The sequence below is a fragment of the Achromobacter agilis genome (assembly GCF_900496965.1).
GTDB classification, from domain to species: domain Bacteria; phylum Pseudomonadota; class Gammaproteobacteria; order Burkholderiales; family Burkholderiaceae_B; genus Achromobacter; species Achromobacter agilis.
Genome location: NZ_UFQB01000043.1, coordinates 1 through 18,023, shown reverse-complemented (window position 1 = coordinate 18,023; position 18,023 = coordinate 1). Strand labels below are relative to the sequence as shown.

Sequence of the window (18,023 nt, the reverse complement as noted above, 5' to 3'; positions counted from 1 at the left end):
AGTGAAGCCGCCGCGCTTGCGCCGGCACCGATTCGTTGCGCCCGCTTCAGGCGCCGATCACCTTGCGCACGTCCAGCATGCTGGTCTGGCCATCCAGGCCCAGGTCCAGGCGCAGGCCATTGGTGGAATAAGCCACGCTCTTGACCTGGCCGTAGCTCAGCACTTCCGAGTTCACCTTCTTTCCATCGCCATCCGTGGCCAGGACGGACACGGTGTACGCGCCCGGTTCCAGCGCCACGCCGCTGTCGTTCTTGCCGTCCCAATTCAGCGTGTAGACACCGGTCGACTGCTCGCCCATCTCGATGGTGCGCACCACCGCGCCGTTGGCATCCGAAATCCGCACCTGGACCTTGGCGGCGTCGGCCTGCAGGTCCAGGCCATAAGGGGTGACCACGCGCTCGGCGGCATTCTCGCCATCCACGCCGACCTTGACCTTGGAGCCGGGGATCAGCACGCCCTTGCCGATCATGGCCACCGCGTTCATCGACTGCGACACGTCGATCTGGCCGCTGATGGCCAGCATCGTGTTCTTCAGGTTGTTGATGCCTTCCACGGTGGAGATCTGCGCAAGCTGAGAGGTCAGCTCGGCGTTCTGCATCGGGTTCAACGGATCCTGGTTCTGCAGCTGGGTCACCAGCAGCGTCAGGAACTGGTCCTGCAGGCCTTGCGCCGTGCCGCTGGAATAGGCGCCGGTCTGCGCAAGGCCCAGGCCGGTCTGGCTCGTGGTTTGGTCGACAGTGGTCATGAATTCACTTGTTCAAGAAATTAGGACTGGCCGATGGTCAGCGTCTTCTGCATCAGCGCCTTGGCGGTATTCAGCACCTCGACGTTCGCCTGGTAGGAGCGCGACGCCGCGATCATGTTGACCGTTTCGGCCACCGGATCGACGTTGGGCATGCTGACGTAGCCCTGGGCGTCCGCCAGGGGATGCTGGGGGTCGTAGACCTGCTTCAGGGGAGACTGGTCCTGGATGACGCCGGCCACGCGCACGCCGCCGATCTCCTGCCCCAGCGCCTGGCCGGCGGGCGGGTTGACCTGGAACACGACCTGGCGGGCGCGGTAGGGCTGGCCGTCCGGGCCGACCACGCTGTCGGCGTTGGCCATATTGCTGGCCGCAACGTTCATGCGCTGCGATTGCGCGCTCAACGCCGAACCGGCGATATCAAAAATGCTCAACAAGGACATTGCCTGGCGCTCCGTTCAGTAATCATTCCTGGATTGCGGCCATCATGGTCCGGATACGGCCTGACAGCATCTGCATGGTGCTTTGGTAGTGCAAGGTGTTATCGGCGAACTGCACGCGCTCGATATCCATATCCACCGTATTGCCGTCCATGCTGGGCTGGTACGGCAGGCGGTACAGAAGCTCAGTGGGCCCCTGCGACACGGCCTTGGCCGGAATATGGCGGGCGGAGGTCAGCGCGAGCGAGGTGTCCGGCAGGCGCATGGTGCCGTCCATGGCGTTCGCCATCGCCGTCTTGAAATCGAAATCGCGGGCCTTGTAGTTGGGCGTATCGGCGTTGGCGATGTTCGACGACAGCACTTCCTGGCGCTGCGCGCGCAGTCCCAGGGACTGCTGGAAGAACCGGAAATCTTCGTTAAGCCTGTCTAGCATCGTGGCGCCTTCGTGCATTGCAATTCGGATGGACACGGGATCCCGGACGCACCGTTATCCCATTGGATGACGGCATCATAGGGTCGGGGCGGCCGCCACAATCAGCCAAATAACCCGTCATTTCTCATCCAATTCACGTATTGCCAAGCACCGCGGACTTCTACAATTCATCCATCATGAAAATCTCCGCAAGACTCCGCGCGCGCGCCGCCAGCCTGGCCGCCCTGCTGCTGCCACTGGCGGCCGCACAGGGGCAGGAAGCGGCGGCCCAGCCATCCGAAGCCATCGCCCTCGTCGCGCAGGCTTACCTGCAGGATCAGCTGGCCAGCCTGCCCGGCCAGCCGTCGATCGCCATTGATCCTCCGCGGGCCGACCGCCTGGCGTCTTGCGACGCAATGTCCCCATTTTTGCCCTCGGGCATGAAACTGCGTTCGCGCATGACTGTGGGCGTGCGCTGCAATGCGCCCAAGCCCTGGACGACCTACGTGCAGGCCACGGTAAGCGTGCCAGGCCAGTATTACGTCGCTTCGCGCCCGATCGCGGCCGGCCAGGCCCTGACGCCTGCCGACCTGGCCCCCCGGGACGGCGACCTGGTCGCCCTCCCCCCTGGCGCCATTACCGACCCGCAAACGGTGGTCGGCATGACCGCCGCCTACCGGATCAACGCCGGGCAGACCGTCCGCGGATCGTCCCTGCGCAATGCCCAGTCGGTGCTGCGCGGCTCCAACGTGCGCATCAATGCGCGCGGCACCGGATTCGTGGTCAGCAGCGAGGGCCAGGCGCTGGACAACGCCGCTCCCGGCGCCATGGTGCAAGTGCGGACCGCCGGCGGCCAGGTGGTCAGCGGCATCGTGCGCAATGCGGGGCTGGTTGAAATACAGCTGTAGAGGTTGTTACATATCGCGTTGCGCCGATGGCCCGCCTACCCTAAAGTTCCTTCCGGCCCTGTCGTTACAGAGACATAAAGTAGGCGGATCCGTCGCACAACCGACCCAGGACGCCCTGCGGAGATTATCTTGAAGATCAATTCCACCACCAATCGCCCCCTGTCGGCGGACGCCATCGGCTCCCGTCCGGAGTCGGCGGTCGCCCAGGCCTATGGCGCCAGCAGCGCCAGCGGGTCCAGCAGTTCGCAGGTGGCGCTGAGCTCGGCCTCGCGCAAAATGCTGGCCCTGCAGGACGGCTCGAACGACATCAACGTCGAGCGCGTCGCCGCCATCCGCGCCGCGATCGCCTCGGGCCAGCTCAAGATCGACACCGGCCGCATCGCGGACAGCCTGATCGCCAGCGCCCGCGACCTGCTGAAATAAACCCGCAACATTCCAACCCGAGCAGCCGCATGACCACGAACACCGTCGATTCCCTGCAATCCTGCATGAGGCAGGAAGACGCCCTGATCACCGAGTTCTCCGCCATCCTGGAAGAAGAGACCGAAGTGCTGGTGGGGCCGGGGAACGTCGGCGCGCTGCAGGAAATCACCGAACGCAAGAGCAGTGTGGCGCGCCAGCTCGTGGACCTCAGCCAGACGCGCGACACCCTGCTCGCCGAAATCGGCCTGCCCATCGGGCACGCCGGCACCGAACAGGCCGCCGTGCTGCACCCGCAGCTGGCCGGGGTCTGGCAGGCCTTGCTGACGAAGTCGGCATCCGCCAATGAAATCAATCTGCGCAACGGTGCCCTGATCGACGTGCACCTGCGCTATACCCAGCAATCGCTGGACGCCCTGCGCAACCTGGGCGCGGCCGGCGCGCCCGCCACCTACGACGCGCGGGGCCGTGGCGCCCGCAGCGCGCCCGGCCGCAAGCCCATCGTCGCCGGCTGATCCAGGCGGTTTCCGGCCCGGCCCGTGGCGCGGGAGCTTGCCTCCCCTAGGCGCCGCCAGTCATCTCCAGCATCGCGTACATTTTCAGCAAGGCAACCGGCAGCACGCGCCCGGACAGCTTGCGTTCCGTTCCCATGATGCCCGACAAGGGCCCTCGAACGACGTCCGCGACCGAGGAATGCGCTAGCTGCCAGCAGGCCGCGCCCATCTGCCCGGCAATCAGGGCCTGGCGCGCCAGCGCATGGGCGCCATCGACGGCGGGCAGCGCCTGCCATGAACTCGCCATATAGCGGAATCCGGCCTTGGCCTCGTCCTGCAGCACCAGCCAGCGCGCCACCGTGCCCGCGTCCGCCTGGGATGCCGGCAGGTTGGTCATGCCGAACAATTGCCCGGCCACCTCGCCGCTGGCCGTATCGATCAGGCGGGCGCAGACCAATCGGACCGGCGCGCTCTCGCCGCGGCCGGGCAGCGTGACTTCCGTGCCCGACGCCCAGAGCGCCAGCGGCACCCGCTTGCCGTTTTTGTCGGTGAACAGCCCCGGCATATCGCCAGGCTGGCCCACCGGCAGGTAACCCACGCTCTTGCCGACCGCATTCAGGTTGGTGGGGCATTCGTCCTGGATCACGCGCTGGCCGCCGGCGCTGCGCGCCACCCAGGAAACGCCCTGCCCGCTCAAAGACGGCCAGATGGCGGAAGTGCCTGCCTCGAGCAGATGCACGACCGGCAGGTGCGCCAGCTTCCCGCCCAGCCAGCCGACCCGCGCTTCCAGCGCCAGGGCCGCGTCGGGCTGGGCCGGCTCCGCCGGCGCGAACGACGACAGCGTGCCATGCGGCAGCGCCAATTGCTGCGCGGGAGCCGCCAGGGCCGCGCCCCGGTCGCTCATCAGCAGCGTGCTCAACAGCGTCCCGCCGGGCAAGCCCTCGCCTTTCATGCCGGCCTTGCCATGCACGGCCAGCAGATGCCGGTTGCAGGTGGCGGAAAACTCGCGGCGCACCATGGCCAGCGGGTCATCGCCCAGCACCGCCAGGCTGGCGCCGTTGTCCACATAGCCGCGCCACGACGCGCGCGCCTGAACGCAGGCCGGATCGCTTTCCAGCCACGCAATGGTGTTGTCCAGGTTCTGCGCCGCCTCGATCGACCCCGCTCCGCCCTGCGGACGCAGGATGGCCGACGCCAGCAACTGCCGGCGCCGGGCCGGATCGCCGCTCTCGGCTTCGCGCGAGGACGGAACCAGCGACGCCAGATCCGCCTCGCTGGGGGTGTACAGCGCGCGCGCCCGTTCGACCATCGAGAACGTGCGGTCGATCAGCACGTCCGCGCGGGCCAGCTCCATGTGCTCGGGCACTTTTTGTCCGACCGACACATAGTGGATGGGCAGACGGTGGCGGATGGCCGTGTCCAGCGCCGCGCCCAGGCGGGTGGCCTCGTCCAGCTTGGTGATAATGCACCCCGCCACGTCCTCGCCTACGCCATTGCGATAGGCGTGGGCCACTTCGTCCAGCGTATCGCCCTGGCTGGCGGCGTTCAGCACCAGCAGCCGGCGCACGGGTTTGCCGGCGTTGCACAGCATTGCCGCCTGTTCCGCCACCAGCCGGTCGCGCTGGCTGATGCCGGTGGTATCGATCAGCACAATCTTGCGGTTGCCCAGTTCAGCCAGGATGCGGCGCAGTTCGCCCGCATCCCGCACCGAATGAGCGGGCACGCCCATCAGGCGGCCATAGATCTGCAATTGCTCCAGCGCGCCGATCCGGAAGTTGTCGGTGGTCAGCATCGCGACCTGTTCACGGCCCTCGCGGGCCACACAGCGGGCCGCAAGCTTGGCCAGCGTGGTCGTCTTACCCACGCCGGTCGGGCCGACCAGCGCGTACACGCCGCCGCCCAGGAATTCGTCTTCGGAGCGCAGCACGGGCAGGTGCGTCACCAGCTCATTGCGCGCCCAGTTCAGGGCGGCTTCCGGGGCCATTCCTTCCGGCAGGCGTTCGACCAGGGTGCGCACCAGCTTCGTGCTGAATCCCGCGTCCAGCAGGCTGCGGAACAGCGCCGCGGCGGCGGGCTCGCGGCCCGGCCCCTGGCGGCCGCCCCAGAGCAGGCCGTCCATGCGGCTTTCCAGCGCGCCGCGCAAGGCGCTGATCGCGTCCTGCAGGCCGGCCGTGGCATCGCTGGACAGAGCGGGCTGTGCCATTGCCGGCGGTTGCCGCAACGGCGCATCCGGCATGCGGGCCATGGACGGGACCGCGGGCGGGGCTGCCGCCGGGACATGCGCAGGCGCGGGAGCCGGTGCGCGGACCGGCGGCGCGGCCATAGGCGTTTCCGCCACGGCGGCCGGCGCCGGCCGGGGGGCCGGGGCCATCGCCGGCGGCTCCGCACGGGGTGCGGTGGAAGCCACGGCAGCCGGCGCAGGGGCAACGGTTTCCGATTGCGCCGGCGCGGCGTAGGCGGATTGGTAGGCCGCGATGGAGCGTGTCGGCGTCATATAACCCGACGGCGGCGGAGCCACGATAGGCGCGGCGGGCATGGCGGGCGCGGGGGACGGCCGCGCCTCCTGGCCCTGGGGTTGCGGGGCGGCCTCGCGCGGCGCGGCCTGCGCGGGCGCGTCGTCGAAAGCGCCCTCCACGGTGGCCAGCACCTCCACCCCGCCATCGACGCTGCGGTTCGAGACGATCAGCGCGTCCGGCCCGAGCACCTGGCGCACCTGGCGCATCACTTCACGGCTGTTGACCCCAAAAAAGCGGCTTATCTTCATGCCCCATTGCCTCCGCCGATCAGCGCGGTCACCCTGACCATGCGCTCATCGGGTATTTCCGTATTCGACAACACGCCCAGCTGCGGCAAGTGGTGCCGCAGGAAGCGCGACAGCGGCGCGCGCAAGACCGGCGACACCAGCAGCACCGGCGCGTTACCTTGCGACTCCTGCCGCTCGACGGCCGCCTGCGTTTCCCGCAGCAGCGTGTCGGCCAGGCCCGGTTCCAGGCCGCCGCTGGTCGTCATGGCCTGCGACAGCACGCGCTCCAGCTTCACGTCCAGGCCGATGACCCGCAATTCGCCCTCGCCCGGGAACCATTGCTGCGTGATGGCGCGGCCCAGCGAACGGCGGGTCAGCGCGATCAGCTCGTTGATATCGGGCTGGCTGCCCGACCCGGCGGCCTGCGCCGCCAGGCGCGGTCCGTGCTCGGACAGCGTATCGATGATGGTCCGCATGTCGCGGATCGGCACCTCTTCCGACAGCAGGCCCTGCAGCACCTTCTGCAGCACCGTCAGCGACAGCGTCTTCGGCACCAGGTCCTCGATCAGCTTCGGCGCGTCGCGGCCGATGCGGTCCAGCAGCTGCTGCACTTCCTGGCGGCCCAGCAGGTTCGAGCCGTGGCGGTGCATCAAGTGGTTCAAATGCGTCGCGACGACCGTGCCGGCGTCCACCACCGTATAGCCCGCCACCTGGGCCTGGTCGCGCAGGCTGCCATCGATCCACAGCGCCGGCAGGCCGAAGGCGGGATCGGTCGTGGGCGTGCCCTTGATCTGCACGGTCACGCCGCCCGGGTCGATCGCCAGCCACTGGCCGGGCATCGCCACGCCATGGCCCACCTCCACGCCCGACAGCAGGATGCGGTAGTCGTTGGGCTTGAGTTCCAGGTTGTCGCGGATATGCACGACCGGCGGCAGAAACCCCACGTCCTGCGCGAACTTCTTGCGCAGGCTGCGGATGCGATGCAGCAGTTCGCCGTTCTGGGCGTGGTCCACCAGCGGAATCAGGCGGTAGCCCACTTCCAGACCCAATTGATCCACCATGGACACGTCGTCCCAGCTGGCTTCGGCCGCGGCGGCTTGCGCCTGCGTGATCGCCTGCGGCGGCACCTCCGCCGCGGCGGCCACGGCGGCGGTCTTCCGCTTGTGCAGCAGCCAGCCGCCCCAGCCCAGCGCGGCGGCCAGGGTCAGGAAGGCGATGTGCGGCATGTTGGGGATCAGGCCCATGATGCCGATGATGGCGGCGGTGAGGAACAGCACGCTGGGGTTGGAAAACAGCTGGCTGATGATCTGCTGGCCGATATCCTGGTCGGTCGATACGCGCGACACGACCACGCCGGCGGCGGTGGAAATCACCAGGGCCGGAATCTGGGCGACCAGGCCGTCGCCGATGGTCAGCAGCGTATAGACGCGCGCCGAATCACTCATCGACATGTCGTGCTGCGCCACGCCCACGACCAGGCCGCCGATGATGTTGATCGCCATGATGAGCAGGCCGGCGATGGCGTCGCCGCGCACGAACTTGCTGGCGCCGTCCATCGAGCCGAAGAAGTCCGACTCCTGCGCCACTTCCGAGCGGCGCTTGCGCGCCTCGTCTTCGCCGATCAGGCCGGCGTTCAAGTCCGCGTCGATCGCCATCTGCTTGCCGGGCATGGCGTCCAGCGTGAAACGCGCGCCCACTTCCGCGATCCGCCCCGCGCCCTTGGTAATGACGATGAAGTTGATGATGGTCAGGATCACGAACACGATGATCCCGACGGCGAAGTTCCCGCCCACCAGGAAGTGGCCGAACGCTTCGATGACCTTGCCCGCTGCGTCCGGGCCGGTATGGCCATGGAGCAGCACCACGCGCGTGGACGCGACGTTCAGCGACAGGCGCAGCAGCGTGGCGAACAGCAGGACGGCCGGGAACGCGGCGAAATCCAGCGGCTTGCGGGTGAACATGGCCACCAGCAGGATCATCACGGACAACGCGATGTTGAAGGTGAACAACAGGTCCAGCAGGAACGTGGGCAGGGGCAGCACCATCATCCCCAGCACCATCACGATCAGGATGGGGCCGGCCAGCAGCCGCGCGTGCGTGGCTCCGCCACTCTTCAACATGGTGAGCAAAGCGCTCATTCCTTAAACTCCTTGTGCTGCGGTTTTTGCCTGCGGGTCCAGCTCGGCGGGCACGGCCAGGCGGGTCGGGGCCTCCGGTTCGGCCCCCCATCCCGATCGCCAGGAACGCAGCTGGAAAACCCACGCCAGCACTTCTGCCACCGCGGTGTATAGCTCGGCCGGGATTTCCTGCCCCAGCTCCACGTGTTGATGCAGGGCGCGCGCCAGCGGCGGCGCCTCCAAGGTGGGGATGCGGTGCTCCGCCGCCAGCTCCCGGATCTTCGCGGCGATCAGGCCGGTGCCCTTGGCCAGCACCCGCGGCGCCCCGCTTTTGCCCTCGTCGTACTTCAGCGCCACGGCGTAATGGGTCGGGTTGGTCACCACGACGTCCGCCTTGGGAACTTCCGACATCATGCGGCGCCGCGCCGCCTGGCGCTGCTGCTGGCGGATGCGGGCCTTCACGTGAGGATCGCCTTCGCTTTCCTTGTGCTCCTGGCGCACGTCTTCCTTGGACATGCGCAGCTTCTTCAGGTGGCTCCAGATCTGCCACGGCACGTCCAGCAGCACGATGACCAGCAAGGACGCCACAATGAAGGCGCAGCACATCGCCACCAACGTCAGCGCCTTGGTGAGCGCGGCCGACGGTGCGACGTGCATCAGGCTCAGCATATCGTCGTGGTAGCGCCAGATCACCCAGACGGCCACGCCGCCCACCAGCGCGGCCTTGGCCAGCGCCTTGATCAGTTCGACCACGGTCTGCGACGAAAACATCCGCTTCAGCCCCGCCGCCGGGCTGAGCTTGGAAAAATTGAACTGCAAGGGCTTGCCGGAGATGACGATGCCCCCCAGCAGCACGCTGGACAGGACCGCAACCACCGCCAGCAGCCCGAAAATCGGCAGCAGCACCAGAAGGATCTGGCCAAAGCCGTCGACCGCGCGCTCGACCATCACGCCGGGATCGGCGACGATACGCTGGTCGAAACCCAGCCCATTGCGCAACACCCCGCTCAAGGACCGGTAGAGCGAACCGCCGCCCGCCCAGACCGCGCCGACACCCGCGGCCAGCATCATGAACGTGCCCAGTTCGCGGGAACGCGCAATCTGCCCCTCCTCGCGCGCCTTTTCCAGGCGCCTGGGAGAGGCGGCTTCGGTCTTTTCGAGGTCGCTATCGTCGGCCATGCTCTGCGGGTGTCGTTGCGGCTCGCGGATTCTGGGATTGCGAGCTGCCCGCCGAGATTCTAGGAGGCCCTGGGGTTTGGCGATAAGCCAAGAAACGGGGGGAAAGCGGCGCTATTCCGGGATGCGCCCCGGCCCTGCCCGCGCGGCGCGGCCGGGAACGCCGCGCGTTCCGGATCCTCCCCTGGCGTCAACCGGCCGCGGCGACCGTCTCATGCCCGGCATTCCGGGCCGCCAGCGCCGCCTGGAAGCGCCCGTAGTCCAGGCCGATCCGCACCGCGCCCCAGTGTTCCGGCCCCAGATAAACGGGGACGGAGATATCGTTAACGATTTCGCCCGTGTCGCGCGAGTAGGTCTGGAACAGCATGGCGCCCGTGTTGGCGGCCAGCCGGGCGCCTACCGGATCATCGAAGATGCGCTTATGGCGCACCCGGACAATGTCCTGTTCCGGATCCCCGCTGGGCGCATGCGAAAACCGGCTGTTATGCGCCGGTGCGTAGCCCCGGTTGTCCACCAGAATCGTGTAGATGGCGCCCGGCACCGACTCCAGCACCCGGTCCAGCAATCGGGTCAGGGGCTCCTCGATCGCCCGGTCGTAGGCGGTGTGATAGCGCGCAGGCGCGCTGCCCGGGATGCGGCGGTAATGGCGGTCGAACACGTCCGTCCCGCCTTTCCTGGCCGCTTCCAGCAGCCCGGCGGCCGCGTCCCGGAACGCCTCGACGGCGTCGGACAGGCCGTCGAACGCCGTATTGCCGGTGCGCATGTCCGCCAGCACCTCCTGCACGCTTTCGGTCTGGCGGCGGATGCGGTCGATCTCGCCGGACATGCTGCCCATGCGCTGGAGCACGTCCGCGCTGAGCGCGGCGATCCGCCCCACCTCCTGGCTCATGCCGTGATTGGTGGCGTCCACCTCGCCGATCGCCTGCACCACCTCGGCCACCTGCCGGTTCATGCTGCCGAAGTCGTCCACGAAACGCTGGAAATCGGCGCAGGTCCTGTCCAGGACCTGGCCCGACGCGTCGACGTCGTCGCTCAGGCTGCCGGTCTGGCGCTCGGTGCTCTCGACCAGTTCCAGCATTTCGCCGCTGTGCCGGGCGATATCGCCGGTGGCGGAATTCACCCGCTCTGCCAGCCGCCCGACCTCGCTCGCCACCACCGCAAAGCCGCGTCCGGCATCGCCGGCCCTGGCCGCCTCCACGCCGGCGTTCAGCGCCAGCAGCTGCGTCTGCAGGGCGATCTCCTTGATCAGCTTGCTGGTGTCGCCCACCGAACGGGCGCGCGTGGTCAGTTGGCGCACCACGTCGGTGAAGGCGGCCATCTCCCGGGTCATGCGGTCGACACGCAGCTTGACGTCGGACAGCTCCGCCAGCGCCTGCTCCGCCGCCTCCAGGTTGTGTCCGGACACCTGGGCGATTTCGCGCGCATGGGTCGAGGTGGACGCCGACAGCGCCGCGATCTGTGTGCCGCTCTCGGCCAGGGCCTGGGCCGCTCGCGACTGCTCCTGCGCCAACTGCGAACAGCGTCCGGCCTGGTATTGGGTGCGCGCGGCGTTCAGCGCAATGTCGATGCTGGATTGCCGCACGGTCATGATGCGGCGGCGGATCTGCCCCAGGAAGCGGTATAGCGGCCAGACGGCCGGGCTGATGGACAGGGTGCGTTCCGACAGCATGGCGTCGCCTCGATTGAGCCGGCGCAACAGTCCCCACATGCCGCCCACGCGGAATACGGATCTGGCCAAGATGAACCTCCTTGTGCTGGCCCGGATTGCCTTCTATGGGCATCCGTTGCCTGGCGCGCGTTGCGCCTTGTCTCGTGCTGCGAGGCCCCGATTCTTATAGCGGAAAGTCTATCGGCCGGGCGCGGATTGCGCCCTTAGGGAATACGTTCATGAAAAAAGCGGCGCGCGCCGCCGGAGGGCATGTCCGCCGGCGCTGCCCGCCGGGCCTAGAAGCCCAGGCTCGCCAGCAGGTCGTCGACCTGGTCCTGGCTGGTGACCACGTCGGCCTTGCCCTGAGGGCTGATCTGCGGACCGTTGAGCAGGCTGTTGGCCTCTTCGCGGCGCTCCTGCGGCACGTTGTCCAGCAGGACCTGCAGCAGCTCGCGTTCGATGGCGCCCACGACGTCCATCATGCGCATGATGACCTGGCCCGTCAGATCCTGGAAATCCTGCGCCATGATGATTTCCATCAGGTGCGACTGCGTCTGCTGCGCCTGCTTGGGCACGTCTTGCAGGTAGGCGCGGGTGTCTTTCACCAGTTCGCGCGCCTGCGGCAGCTCCAGCGGCTGGTCGTACCATTGCTGCCAACGCGTATCCAGCGCCTGCGCGGAACGCGACAGCTTGTCCTGAAGCGGGCCGGCCTGTTCAGTCGCGTTCAGCACGCGATTGGCAGCCTGTTCGGTCATCTGCGCCACATAGCGCAGGCGGTCGCGGGCGTCGGGGATGGCGGTAGCCGCGTCCTTGATCGCCTGGTCCAGGCCCAGCTCGCGCATGCTGTCGCGCAGCATGCGCGTCAGCGACGCGATGCGATGGATCAGGTCGGGGGAATCCGCCGGATCAACATTTTCCGTCGTGCTCATAGCGCGCCTCAGCCAGCGATTTTCTCGAAGATCTTGGTGAGCTTCTCTTCCAGCGTCGCCGCGGTGAAAGGCTTGACCACGTAACCGTTGGCGCCGGCCTGGGCCGCCGCGACGATGTTTTCCTTCTTGGCCTCGGCCGTCACCATCAGGACCGGCAGCGACGCCAGCGAGGCATCGGCGCGGATCTGCTTGAGCATCTCGAGGCCATCGAGATTAGGCATGTTCCAGTCGGACACGACGAACTGGAAGCCGCCATTGCGCAGCTTCTCCAGGCCGATCGCGCCGTCTTCGGCTTCATCGACGTTCTCGAAGCCCAGCTCTTTGAGCAGGTTGCGGATGATCCGCCGCATGGTGGGGAAATCATCCACCACCAAAATCTTTATGCCCTTGTCTACCATCTTCTACTCCAGAAAAAATGTGCTTGGGAACGATCGTGCGCCCGCGTCAGACGCGGTGGCCACGGTCGCCCAGGCGAGTCAGAATGCGTTCGCTCATCGCGGACAACGAAACCACTTCATCCGCGGCGCCGATGGCGATCGCCTCGCGGGGCATGCCGAAAACCACGCAGCTGGCTTCGTCCTGCGCAATCGTGTGGGCCCCGGCCCGGTGCATGGCCAGCATGCCGGCCGCGCCGTCCTTGCCCATGCCGGTCAGGATGACCCCGATGGCGTTCTTGCCGGCCGCGACGGCCGCGGAATTGAACAGCACGTCCACCGACGGACGGTGGCGGTTGACGGGTTCGCTGGCCTCCAGTTCGATCACATAGTTGGCGCCGCTGCGGCCCAGGCGCATGTGCGTCTCGCCGCCCGGCGCCAGGTATACGTGACCCGGCAGCACCCGGTCGCCATGAACGGCCTCGCGCACCGTCACCGCGCACAACGCGTCCAGCCGTTGCGCGAAGGACCGCGTGAAACCGGCCGGCATGTGCTGCGTGATCAGGATCGCCGGGCTGTCCGGCGGCAACGGCTGCAGAACTTCGCGGATGGCCTCGGTTCCGCCGGTGGATGCGCCGACGATCACCAGCTTTTCCGAGCTGGACAGCGGGCGGCGCAGCATCGGCGCGGGCGCGGCCTGGGCCGCGTGCGGCACGGGCGCGCGCAGCTTGGCACGCGACGCCGCACGGATCTTGTCCGCGATGATTTCCGTGTACTCAAGCAGGCCTTCGCGGATGCCCAGCTTGGGCTTGGTCACGAAATCGATCGCGCCCAGTTCCAGCGCGCGCAGCGTGATTTCACCGCCACGCTCGGTCAGCGACGACACCATCACCACCGGCATCGGCCGCAGCCGCATCAGCTTTTCCAGGAAATCCAGCCCGTCCATGCGGGGCATTTCCACGTCCAGCGTCAAGACGTCCGGATTGTGCCGCTTGATCAGTTCGCGCGCCACCAAAGGGTCCGGCGCCGTCGCGACCACTTCCATGTCCGGCTGGCTATTGATGATCTCGGTCATCAATCCGCGTACCAGCGCGGAGTCGTCCACACACAAAACGCTTATTTTCTTCATTGTTGCTGCCCCGTTCAGGCCCTGCCCACACATTCGTAGACGGTCTGCCCACGCAGGCGGAAGTCCCGGCTGATGTAGGTGAAGTTCTCGGAGTGGCCCGCGAACAGCAGCCCGCCGGGTTTGAGCAGCGGCACAAACCGCTCCAAAATCTTCGCCTGGGTCGGTTTGTCAAAATAAATCATTACGTTGCGACAGAAAATCACGTCGAACTTCTCGTCGATCGGCCAGGCCGGCGCCAACAGGTTCAAGGTGTCGTAGCGCACCATGTCCACAATCTCGGGACGCACCCTCACCTGCCCGGTGTTGGCGCCCCGCCCCTTCAAGAAGAAGCGCCGCAGGCGCTCGCCGTCCATCTTCTCCACGCGCTCCTCGGGGTAAACCGCGGCGCGCGCCCGAGCCAGCACGTTGGTATCGATGTCGGTCGCCAACACCGTGCTCGACCCGGCCCGCGGGCCCAGCGCCTCGACTAGGGTCATGGCGATGGAGTACGGCTCTTCGCCGGTGGAAGCCGCGCAGCACCACACCGACAGCGGGCCGCCGCGGCGCTTGGCAAAGTCGGCCAGTATCGGAAAATGATGCGCTTCGCGAAAGAAGGCCGTCAGATTGGTGGTCAGCGCATTGACGAAGTCTTCCCATTCGGAAGCGCCGGGTTCGCTCTCGAGCTGGTCCAGGTAGCTGCCGAAGTCCTGCAGGCCCAGGGCGCGCAGGCGCCGCGCCAGCCGGCTGTAGACCATTTCACGCTTGTGCGTGCCCAGCGAGATACCCGCGTGCGCATGAATCATCTTGCGCACGCGCGCGAAATCGGCGTCGCGAAAATCGAACTGGCGGTCCACCGACAGGGACGGCGCCGCGTATGCCGAAGTTGCCACGGCGGCCCTCAGTGCCCGAGCGCAAGCGCATCGGGCGCCTGCAGCGAGGCGCCGTCGCCGGACGCGCGCACTGAGGACAGGCGATGGGCTGGCACTTCGATGACTTCGCCTGCGTTGATCTTGAACACGGCAACCGCCTCGGCCAGGCGCTGCGCCTGTTCCTGCAGCGAACCCGCCGCCGCGGCAGCCTCTTCCACCAATGCCGCGTTCTGCTGCGTCACTTCGTCCATCTGCGACACCGCGCGGTTCACCTGATCGATGCCGCTGGACTGCTCGTCCGACGCCGCCGAAATCTCGCCCATGATGTCCGTCACGCGCTTCACCGACGCCACGATCTCTTGCATCGTGGCTCCGGCGCGCTCCACCTGCTGCGAGCCCGCCCCGACCTTCGTGACCGAATCCTCGATCAGGCCCTTGATTTCCTTGGCCGCCTGCGCGCTGCGCTGCGCCAGCGAGCGCACCTCGCCCGCCACCACCGCAAAACCCTTGCCCTGCTCGCCCGCGCGCGCCGCTTCCACTGCGGCGTTCAGCGCCAGGATGTTGGTCTGGAACGCGATGCCGTCGATCACCGACACGATCTCAGAGATCTTGCGCGAGCTGGCCGAAATCTCCTGCATCGTGCCGACCACTTCCGACACCGCCGAACCGCCGCGCTCGGCCACGTCCGAGGCGCTCGCCGCCAGTTGATTGGCCTGGCGGGCGTTGTCCGCGTTCTGTTTCACGGTCGAGGCCAGCTCTTCCATGGAGGCCGCGGTTTCTTCCAGCGAAGCGGCCTGCTGTTCGGTGCGGCTCGACAGATCCGTGTTGCCCGCCGCGATCTCGTGCGAACCCACATTGATCTCGTCCACGCCGCGGCGCACCGCCGACACCGTGCGGGTCAGGCTTTCCTGCATGCGCTTGAGCGCGGCGAACAGCTGGCCGATTTCGTTGGTATTGCGCACGTCCACGCGGGCAGTCAGGTCGCCGCCGGCGATGCGGTCGAAGTGGTTCCCCGCTTCCTTCAGCGGCAACAGCACCCGGCGGCGCAGGAACACATAGGTGGCGAACACCAGCAGCGCGGCGATCACGCCGCCCGCGCCGACCGCCATCAAGACGAACTGGTAGCGCACCTGCGCCACCTCATAAGCGTCCAGCATCTTGCTGGCGCGCCAGAAATCGAATCCTTCGATCGCGCGGGCGAAGCGCCCTTCCAGGGCGTCCTGCACGGTCTGGACCTGCTTTTGGTAGGCCGGCATGTCGGCCTTTTCCAGCGAAGCGGCCAGCGGCCCCAGGCCCTGTTGCACCAATGCGCCGTAGGAATCGTCGATCTCCTTGAGCGCTTCGGCCGCGTCCTGCGGCCGCGGCAGGGTCTTGTAGTACTCGAACTCCGCCTGCCCCTTGTTCATGGACGCCTTGGCGCGTTCCAGCAGGCCGGTGGCGTCGGCGGACAGGCCCTGCGTCAGCAGGGTTGCCTGGCCCACATTGCGCACGATGTCGGCATAGTTGGCCGACGCCGCGCGGCCCAGGCCGTTCAGGGTGTCCTTATAGCTGGACACGACGCGGCCAACCGCATCGTCCAGCTCCTGCGATTGCTTGATCTCCGCCAACGTCCCGTTGCTGATGCGCAGGGACAGGACGCCAAGCGCCGCCCCGATCACCAACATGAATGAGAAGAACGCCAGCACCCACAACAAGCTGCTGCGTATCGTCATGTTCGCGAAAAACTTGCGCATCACAAGCACCACCCCTTGACTGCAATCGTTAAACGAAAGCGCCACTTCGGATCGAAGTTGGCGCCTTTACCCCGCATCCGGCCAGGTTCCGATCAGGAAGCGACCTTCTCCACCAGCGCCATTTCGTCGCTAGTCATGAGTTTTTCGATATCCACCAGGATCAGCATGCGCTCGTCCAGCGTGCCCAGGCCGGTCAGGTATTCCGTGGACAGCGTCGCGCCGAACTCCGGCGCCGGGCGGATCTGGCCCGAATTGAGCATCAGCACGTCGGAAACGCCGTCCACCACGATGCCGACCACGCGGCGGTCGAGGTTCAGGATGATGACGACGGTCTGCTCGTTGTATTCGACGCGGCCCAGGTTGAACTTGATGCGCAGGTCGACGATCGGCACGATGATGCCGCGCAGGTTCGTCACGCCCTTGATGAACGGCGGAACGTTGGCGATGCGGGTGACCGTGTCGGCGTCGTAGCCGCGGATCTCCTGCACCTTCAGGATGTCGATCCCGTACTCTTCGTCGCCCAGCGTGAACACCAGGAATTCGCTGCCGACATCTTCATTGCGCGCGGCGTGCGCTTGCGGTTTGGCTGCCATGAGGTTAGTTCTCCATCAATTCAGAATGGCTTCGGGCTGCGACCAACGCTCGCGGTTGGCGCGCGCAAGCGCAAATACGTCGACGATCAGGGCCACGCTGCCGTCGCCCAGGATGGTGGCGGCCGAAATGCCGGGAACCTTGCGATAGTTCGACTCGAGGTTCTTCACCACGACCTGGTGCTGCCCGATCAGGTGGTCCACCAGCAGCGCGAAGCGGCGGTCCTCGGCCTGCATGATCACGGCGATGGCCTGGGTCGGATCGGTCTGGGCGCCGTTCACCGAGAACACGCGGTGCATTTCAACCAGCGGCAGGTACTCGCCGCGCACATGCATAACGCGCTCGTTGCCCGCGACCGAGTAGATCTGGTCGTTCGTCGGCTGCAGCGATTCGGTGACATGGTTCAGCGGCAGGATGAAGGTTTCTTCGCCCACGCGCACCGACATGCCGTCCAGGATCGCCAAGGTCAGCGGCAGCACGATGCGCGTCGTAGTGCCGTTGCCCGGCTCGCACGACAACTGCACGTGGCCGCCCATGTCCTGGATGTTGCGGCGCACGACGTCCATGCCCACGCCCCGGCCGGAGATGTCCGTCACCTTTTCGGCGGTGGAAAAGCCGGGCGCGAAGATCAACTGCCAGATTTCGTCGTCGGGCGAATTCTCGTTGACGGCCAGGCCCTGGGCGATCGCCTTCTTGAGGATCTTGTCGCGGTTCAGGCCGGCGCCATCGTCGCTGACCTCGATCACGATGTTGCCGCCGTTGTGCTGGGCCGACAGCACCAGCTGCCCAACCGGATCCTTGCCCGAGGCCACCCGCTTTTCGGGGGTCTCGATGCCGTGGTCCAGGCTGTTGCGGACCAGGTGGGTCAGCGGGTCGATGATGCGTTCGATCAGGCTCTTGTCCAGTTCGGTCGCCCGGCCGTACGTCTGCAGTTCGATCTGCTTGCCCATCTTGCTGGCGATGTCGCGCACCAGGCGGGGGAAGCGGCTGAACACGTAGTCCATCGGCATCATCCGGATCGACATGACCGCTTCCTGCAGGTCGCGGGCATTGCGTTCGAGCTGTTCCATGCCGTTGAGCAGCCGGTCGTGCAGCACGGGATCCAGCGTGGACGCCGTCTGCGCCAGCATGGCCTGCGTAATGACCAGCTCGCCCACGAGGTTGATCACCTGGTCCACCTTCTCGACGCCTACGCGGATCGAGGTGGATTCCTTGTCGGCATGCGCCGGGGCCGCAGGACGGGTCGCGCGCGCGGCCTGCGTAATGGCCTCGGCCGCCGCGGCCGATTCCGCAACGGCAGGCGCCGGCGCGGCGGCGGC

17 protein-coding genes are annotated in these 18,023 nt (G+C 66.9%); 3 read left to right on the top strand and 14 right to left on the bottom strand.

The features are described from left to right. Nucleotides 1–46: 46 nt before the first annotated feature. The 3 genes from AGI3411_RS29355 to flgB are packed head-to-tail and all read right to left on the bottom strand — an operon-like array spanning nucleotide 47 to nucleotide 1,615. Nucleotides 47–745 (bottom strand): flagellar hook capping FlgD N-terminal domain-containing protein, encoded by a 699-nt coding sequence (locus tag AGI3411_RS29355; RefSeq protein ID WP_129530818.1) that lies wholly within the window; start codon nucleotides 743–745, stop codon nucleotides 47–49. Between the two features lie 20 nt (nucleotides 746–765). Continuing rightward, nucleotides 766–1,185, bottom strand: a complete 420-nt coding sequence (flgC, locus tag AGI3411_RS29350) for a flagellar basal body rod protein FlgC (protein ID WP_129530817.1) — start codon at nucleotides 1,183–1,185, stop codon at nucleotides 766–768. Nucleotides 1,186–1,207: 22 nt separating this feature from the next. Beyond that, nucleotides 1,208–1,615 carry a flagellar basal body rod protein FlgB gene (gene flgB, locus AGI3411_RS29345; protein WP_129530816.1) on the bottom strand — a complete coding sequence of 136 codons (408 nt, stop codon included), beginning with the start codon at nucleotides 1,613–1,615 and terminating at the stop codon, nucleotides 1,208–1,210. Between the two features lie 176 nt (nucleotides 1,616–1,791). Between flgB and flgA the strand changes: the two genes are divergently transcribed. The 3 genes from flgA (at nucleotide 1,792) to AGI3411_RS29330 (ending at nucleotide 3,437) form a co-directional block, all read left to right on the top strand. Continuing rightward, nucleotides 1,792–2,502 carry a flagellar basal body P-ring formation chaperone FlgA gene (gene flgA / locus AGI3411_RS29340; RefSeq protein ID WP_129530815.1) on the top strand — a complete coding sequence of 237 codons (711 nt, stop codon included), beginning with the start codon at nucleotides 1,792–1,794 and terminating at the stop codon, nucleotides 2,500–2,502. 129 nt (nucleotides 2,503–2,631) lie between these two features. Then, nucleotides 2,632–2,925, top strand: a complete 294-nt coding sequence (gene flgM, locus AGI3411_RS29335; RefSeq protein WP_129530814.1) for a flagellar biosynthesis anti-sigma factor FlgM — start codon at nucleotides 2,632–2,634, stop codon at nucleotides 2,923–2,925. 29 nt (nucleotides 2,926–2,954) lie between these two features. Further along, nucleotides 2,955–3,437: a flagella synthesis protein FlgN gene (locus tag AGI3411_RS29330; RefSeq protein ID WP_129530813.1), complete on the top strand. Its 483-nt coding sequence runs from the start codon at nucleotides 2,955–2,957 to the stop codon at nucleotides 3,435–3,437. Nucleotides 3,438–3,483: 46 nt separating this feature from the next. On the opposite strand, the gene flhF is transcribed toward AGI3411_RS29330, so the two are convergent. From flhF to AGI3411_RS29275, 11 genes are all read right to left on the bottom strand, one after another. Next, nucleotides 3,484–6,180 carry a flagellar biosynthesis GTPase FlhF gene (gene flhF, locus AGI3411_RS29325; RefSeq protein WP_129530812.1) on the bottom strand — a complete coding sequence of 899 codons (2,697 nt, stop codon included), beginning with the start codon at nucleotides 6,178–6,180 and terminating at the stop codon, nucleotides 3,484–3,486. Continuing rightward, nucleotides 6,177–8,297 carry a flagellar biosynthesis protein FlhA gene (flhA, locus tag AGI3411_RS29320; RefSeq protein ID WP_129530811.1) on the bottom strand — a complete coding sequence of 707 codons (2,121 nt, stop codon included), beginning with the start codon at nucleotides 8,295–8,297 and terminating at the stop codon, nucleotides 6,177–6,179. The genes flhF and flhA overlap by 4 nt, the downstream gene beginning before the upstream one ends. Before the next feature lie 3 nt (nucleotides 8,298–8,300). Beyond that, nucleotides 8,301–9,455 (bottom strand): flagellar biosynthesis protein FlhB, encoded by a 1,155-nt coding sequence (gene flhB / locus AGI3411_RS29315; protein WP_129530810.1) that lies wholly within the window; start codon nucleotides 9,453–9,455, stop codon nucleotides 8,301–8,303. Between the two features lie 187 nt (nucleotides 9,456–9,642). Further along, on the bottom strand, nucleotides 9,643–11,190 hold the full coding sequence (locus tag AGI3411_RS29310) for a methyl-accepting chemotaxis protein (RefSeq protein WP_279638364.1): 1,548 nt from the start codon (nucleotides 11,188–11,190) through the stop codon (nucleotides 9,643–9,645). A 206-nt stretch (nucleotides 11,191–11,396) separates the two neighbouring features. Further along, on the bottom strand, nucleotides 11,397–12,029 hold the full coding sequence (gene cheZ, locus AGI3411_RS29305) for a protein phosphatase CheZ (protein ID WP_129530809.1): 633 nt from the start codon (nucleotides 12,027–12,029) through the stop codon (nucleotides 11,397–11,399). Between the two features lie 8 nt (nucleotides 12,030–12,037). After that, nucleotides 12,038–12,427: a chemotaxis response regulator CheY gene (gene cheY, locus AGI3411_RS29300; RefSeq protein WP_006219033.1), complete on the bottom strand. Its 390-nt coding sequence runs from the start codon at nucleotides 12,425–12,427 to the stop codon at nucleotides 12,038–12,040. A 46-nt stretch (nucleotides 12,428–12,473) separates the two neighbouring features. After that, nucleotides 12,474–13,532 carry a protein-glutamate methylesterase/protein-glutamine glutaminase gene (locus AGI3411_RS29295; RefSeq protein WP_129530808.1) on the bottom strand — a complete coding sequence of 353 codons (1,059 nt, stop codon included), beginning with the start codon at nucleotides 13,530–13,532 and terminating at the stop codon, nucleotides 12,474–12,476. A gap of 14 nt (nucleotides 13,533–13,546) precedes the next feature. Then, nucleotides 13,547–14,401: a CheR family methyltransferase gene (locus AGI3411_RS29290; RefSeq protein ID WP_129530807.1), complete on the bottom strand. Its 855-nt coding sequence runs from the start codon at nucleotides 14,399–14,401 to the stop codon at nucleotides 13,547–13,549. An 8-nt stretch (nucleotides 14,402–14,409) separates the two neighbouring features. Next, nucleotides 14,410–16,113, bottom strand: a complete 1,704-nt coding sequence (locus AGI3411_RS29285) for a methyl-accepting chemotaxis protein (RefSeq protein WP_129530806.1) — start codon at nucleotides 16,111–16,113, stop codon at nucleotides 14,410–14,412. Nucleotides 16,114–16,205: 92 nt separating this feature from the next. After that, nucleotides 16,206–16,706 carry a chemotaxis protein CheW gene (gene cheW, locus AGI3411_RS29280; RefSeq protein ID WP_129530805.1) on the bottom strand — a complete coding sequence of 167 codons (501 nt, stop codon included), beginning with the start codon at nucleotides 16,704–16,706 and terminating at the stop codon, nucleotides 16,206–16,208. Nucleotides 16,707–16,721: 15 nt separating this feature from the next. Continuing rightward, the coding region (locus AGI3411_RS29275; protein ID WP_244240485.1) for a chemotaxis protein CheW at nucleotides 16,722–18,023 on the bottom strand (1,302 nt) is incomplete at its 5' end.

What these genes read in the sequence shown, in the direction of transcription:
- AGI3411_RS29355 (WP_129530818.1), bottom strand. Translation starts at nt 745, where the DNA reads ATGACCACTGTCGACCAAACCACGAGCCAGACCGGCCTGGGCCTTGCG.
- flgC (WP_129530817.1), bottom strand. Translation starts at nt 1,185, where the DNA reads ATGTCCTTGTTGAGCATTTTTGATATCGCCGGTTCGGCGTTGAGCGCG.
- flgB (WP_129530816.1), bottom strand. Translation starts at nt 1,615, where the DNA reads ATGCTAGACAGGCTTAACGAAGATTTCCGGTTCTTCCAGCAGTCCCTG.
- flgA (WP_129530815.1), top strand. Translation starts at nt 1,792, where the DNA reads ATGAAAATCTCCGCAAGACTCCGCGCGCGCGCCGCCAGCCTGGCCGCC.
- AGI3411_RS29330 (WP_129530813.1), top strand. Translation starts at nt 2,955, where the DNA reads ATGACCACGAACACCGTCGATTCCCTGCAATCCTGCATGAGGCAGGAA.
- flhF (WP_129530812.1), bottom strand. Translation starts at nt 6,180, where the DNA reads ATGAAGATAAGCCGCTTTTTTGGGGTCAACAGCCGTGAAGTGATGCGC.
- flhA (WP_129530811.1), bottom strand. Translation starts at nt 8,297, where the DNA reads ATGAGCGCTTTGCTCACCATGTTGAAGAGTGGCGGAGCCACGCACGCG.
- flhB (WP_129530810.1), bottom strand. Translation starts at nt 9,455, where the DNA reads ATGGCCGACGATAGCGACCTCGAAAAGACCGAAGCCGCCTCTCCCAGG.
- cheZ (WP_129530809.1), bottom strand. Translation starts at nt 12,029, where the DNA reads ATGAGCACGACGGAAAATGTTGATCCGGCGGATTCCCCCGACCTGATC.
- cheY (WP_006219033.1), bottom strand. Translation starts at nt 12,427, where the DNA reads ATGGTAGACAAGGGCATAAAGATTTTGGTGGTGGATGATTTCCCCACC.
- AGI3411_RS29295 (WP_129530808.1), bottom strand. Translation starts at nt 13,532, where the DNA reads ATGAAGAAAATAAGCGTTTTGTGTGTGGACGACTCCGCGCTGGTACGC.
- AGI3411_RS29285 (WP_129530806.1), bottom strand. Translation starts at nt 16,113, where the DNA reads ATGCGCAAGTTTTTCGCGAACATGACGATACGCAGCAGCTTGTTGTGG.
- cheW (WP_129530805.1), bottom strand. Translation starts at nt 16,706, where the DNA reads ATGGCAGCCAAACCGCAAGCGCACGCCGCGCGCAATGAAGATGTCGGC.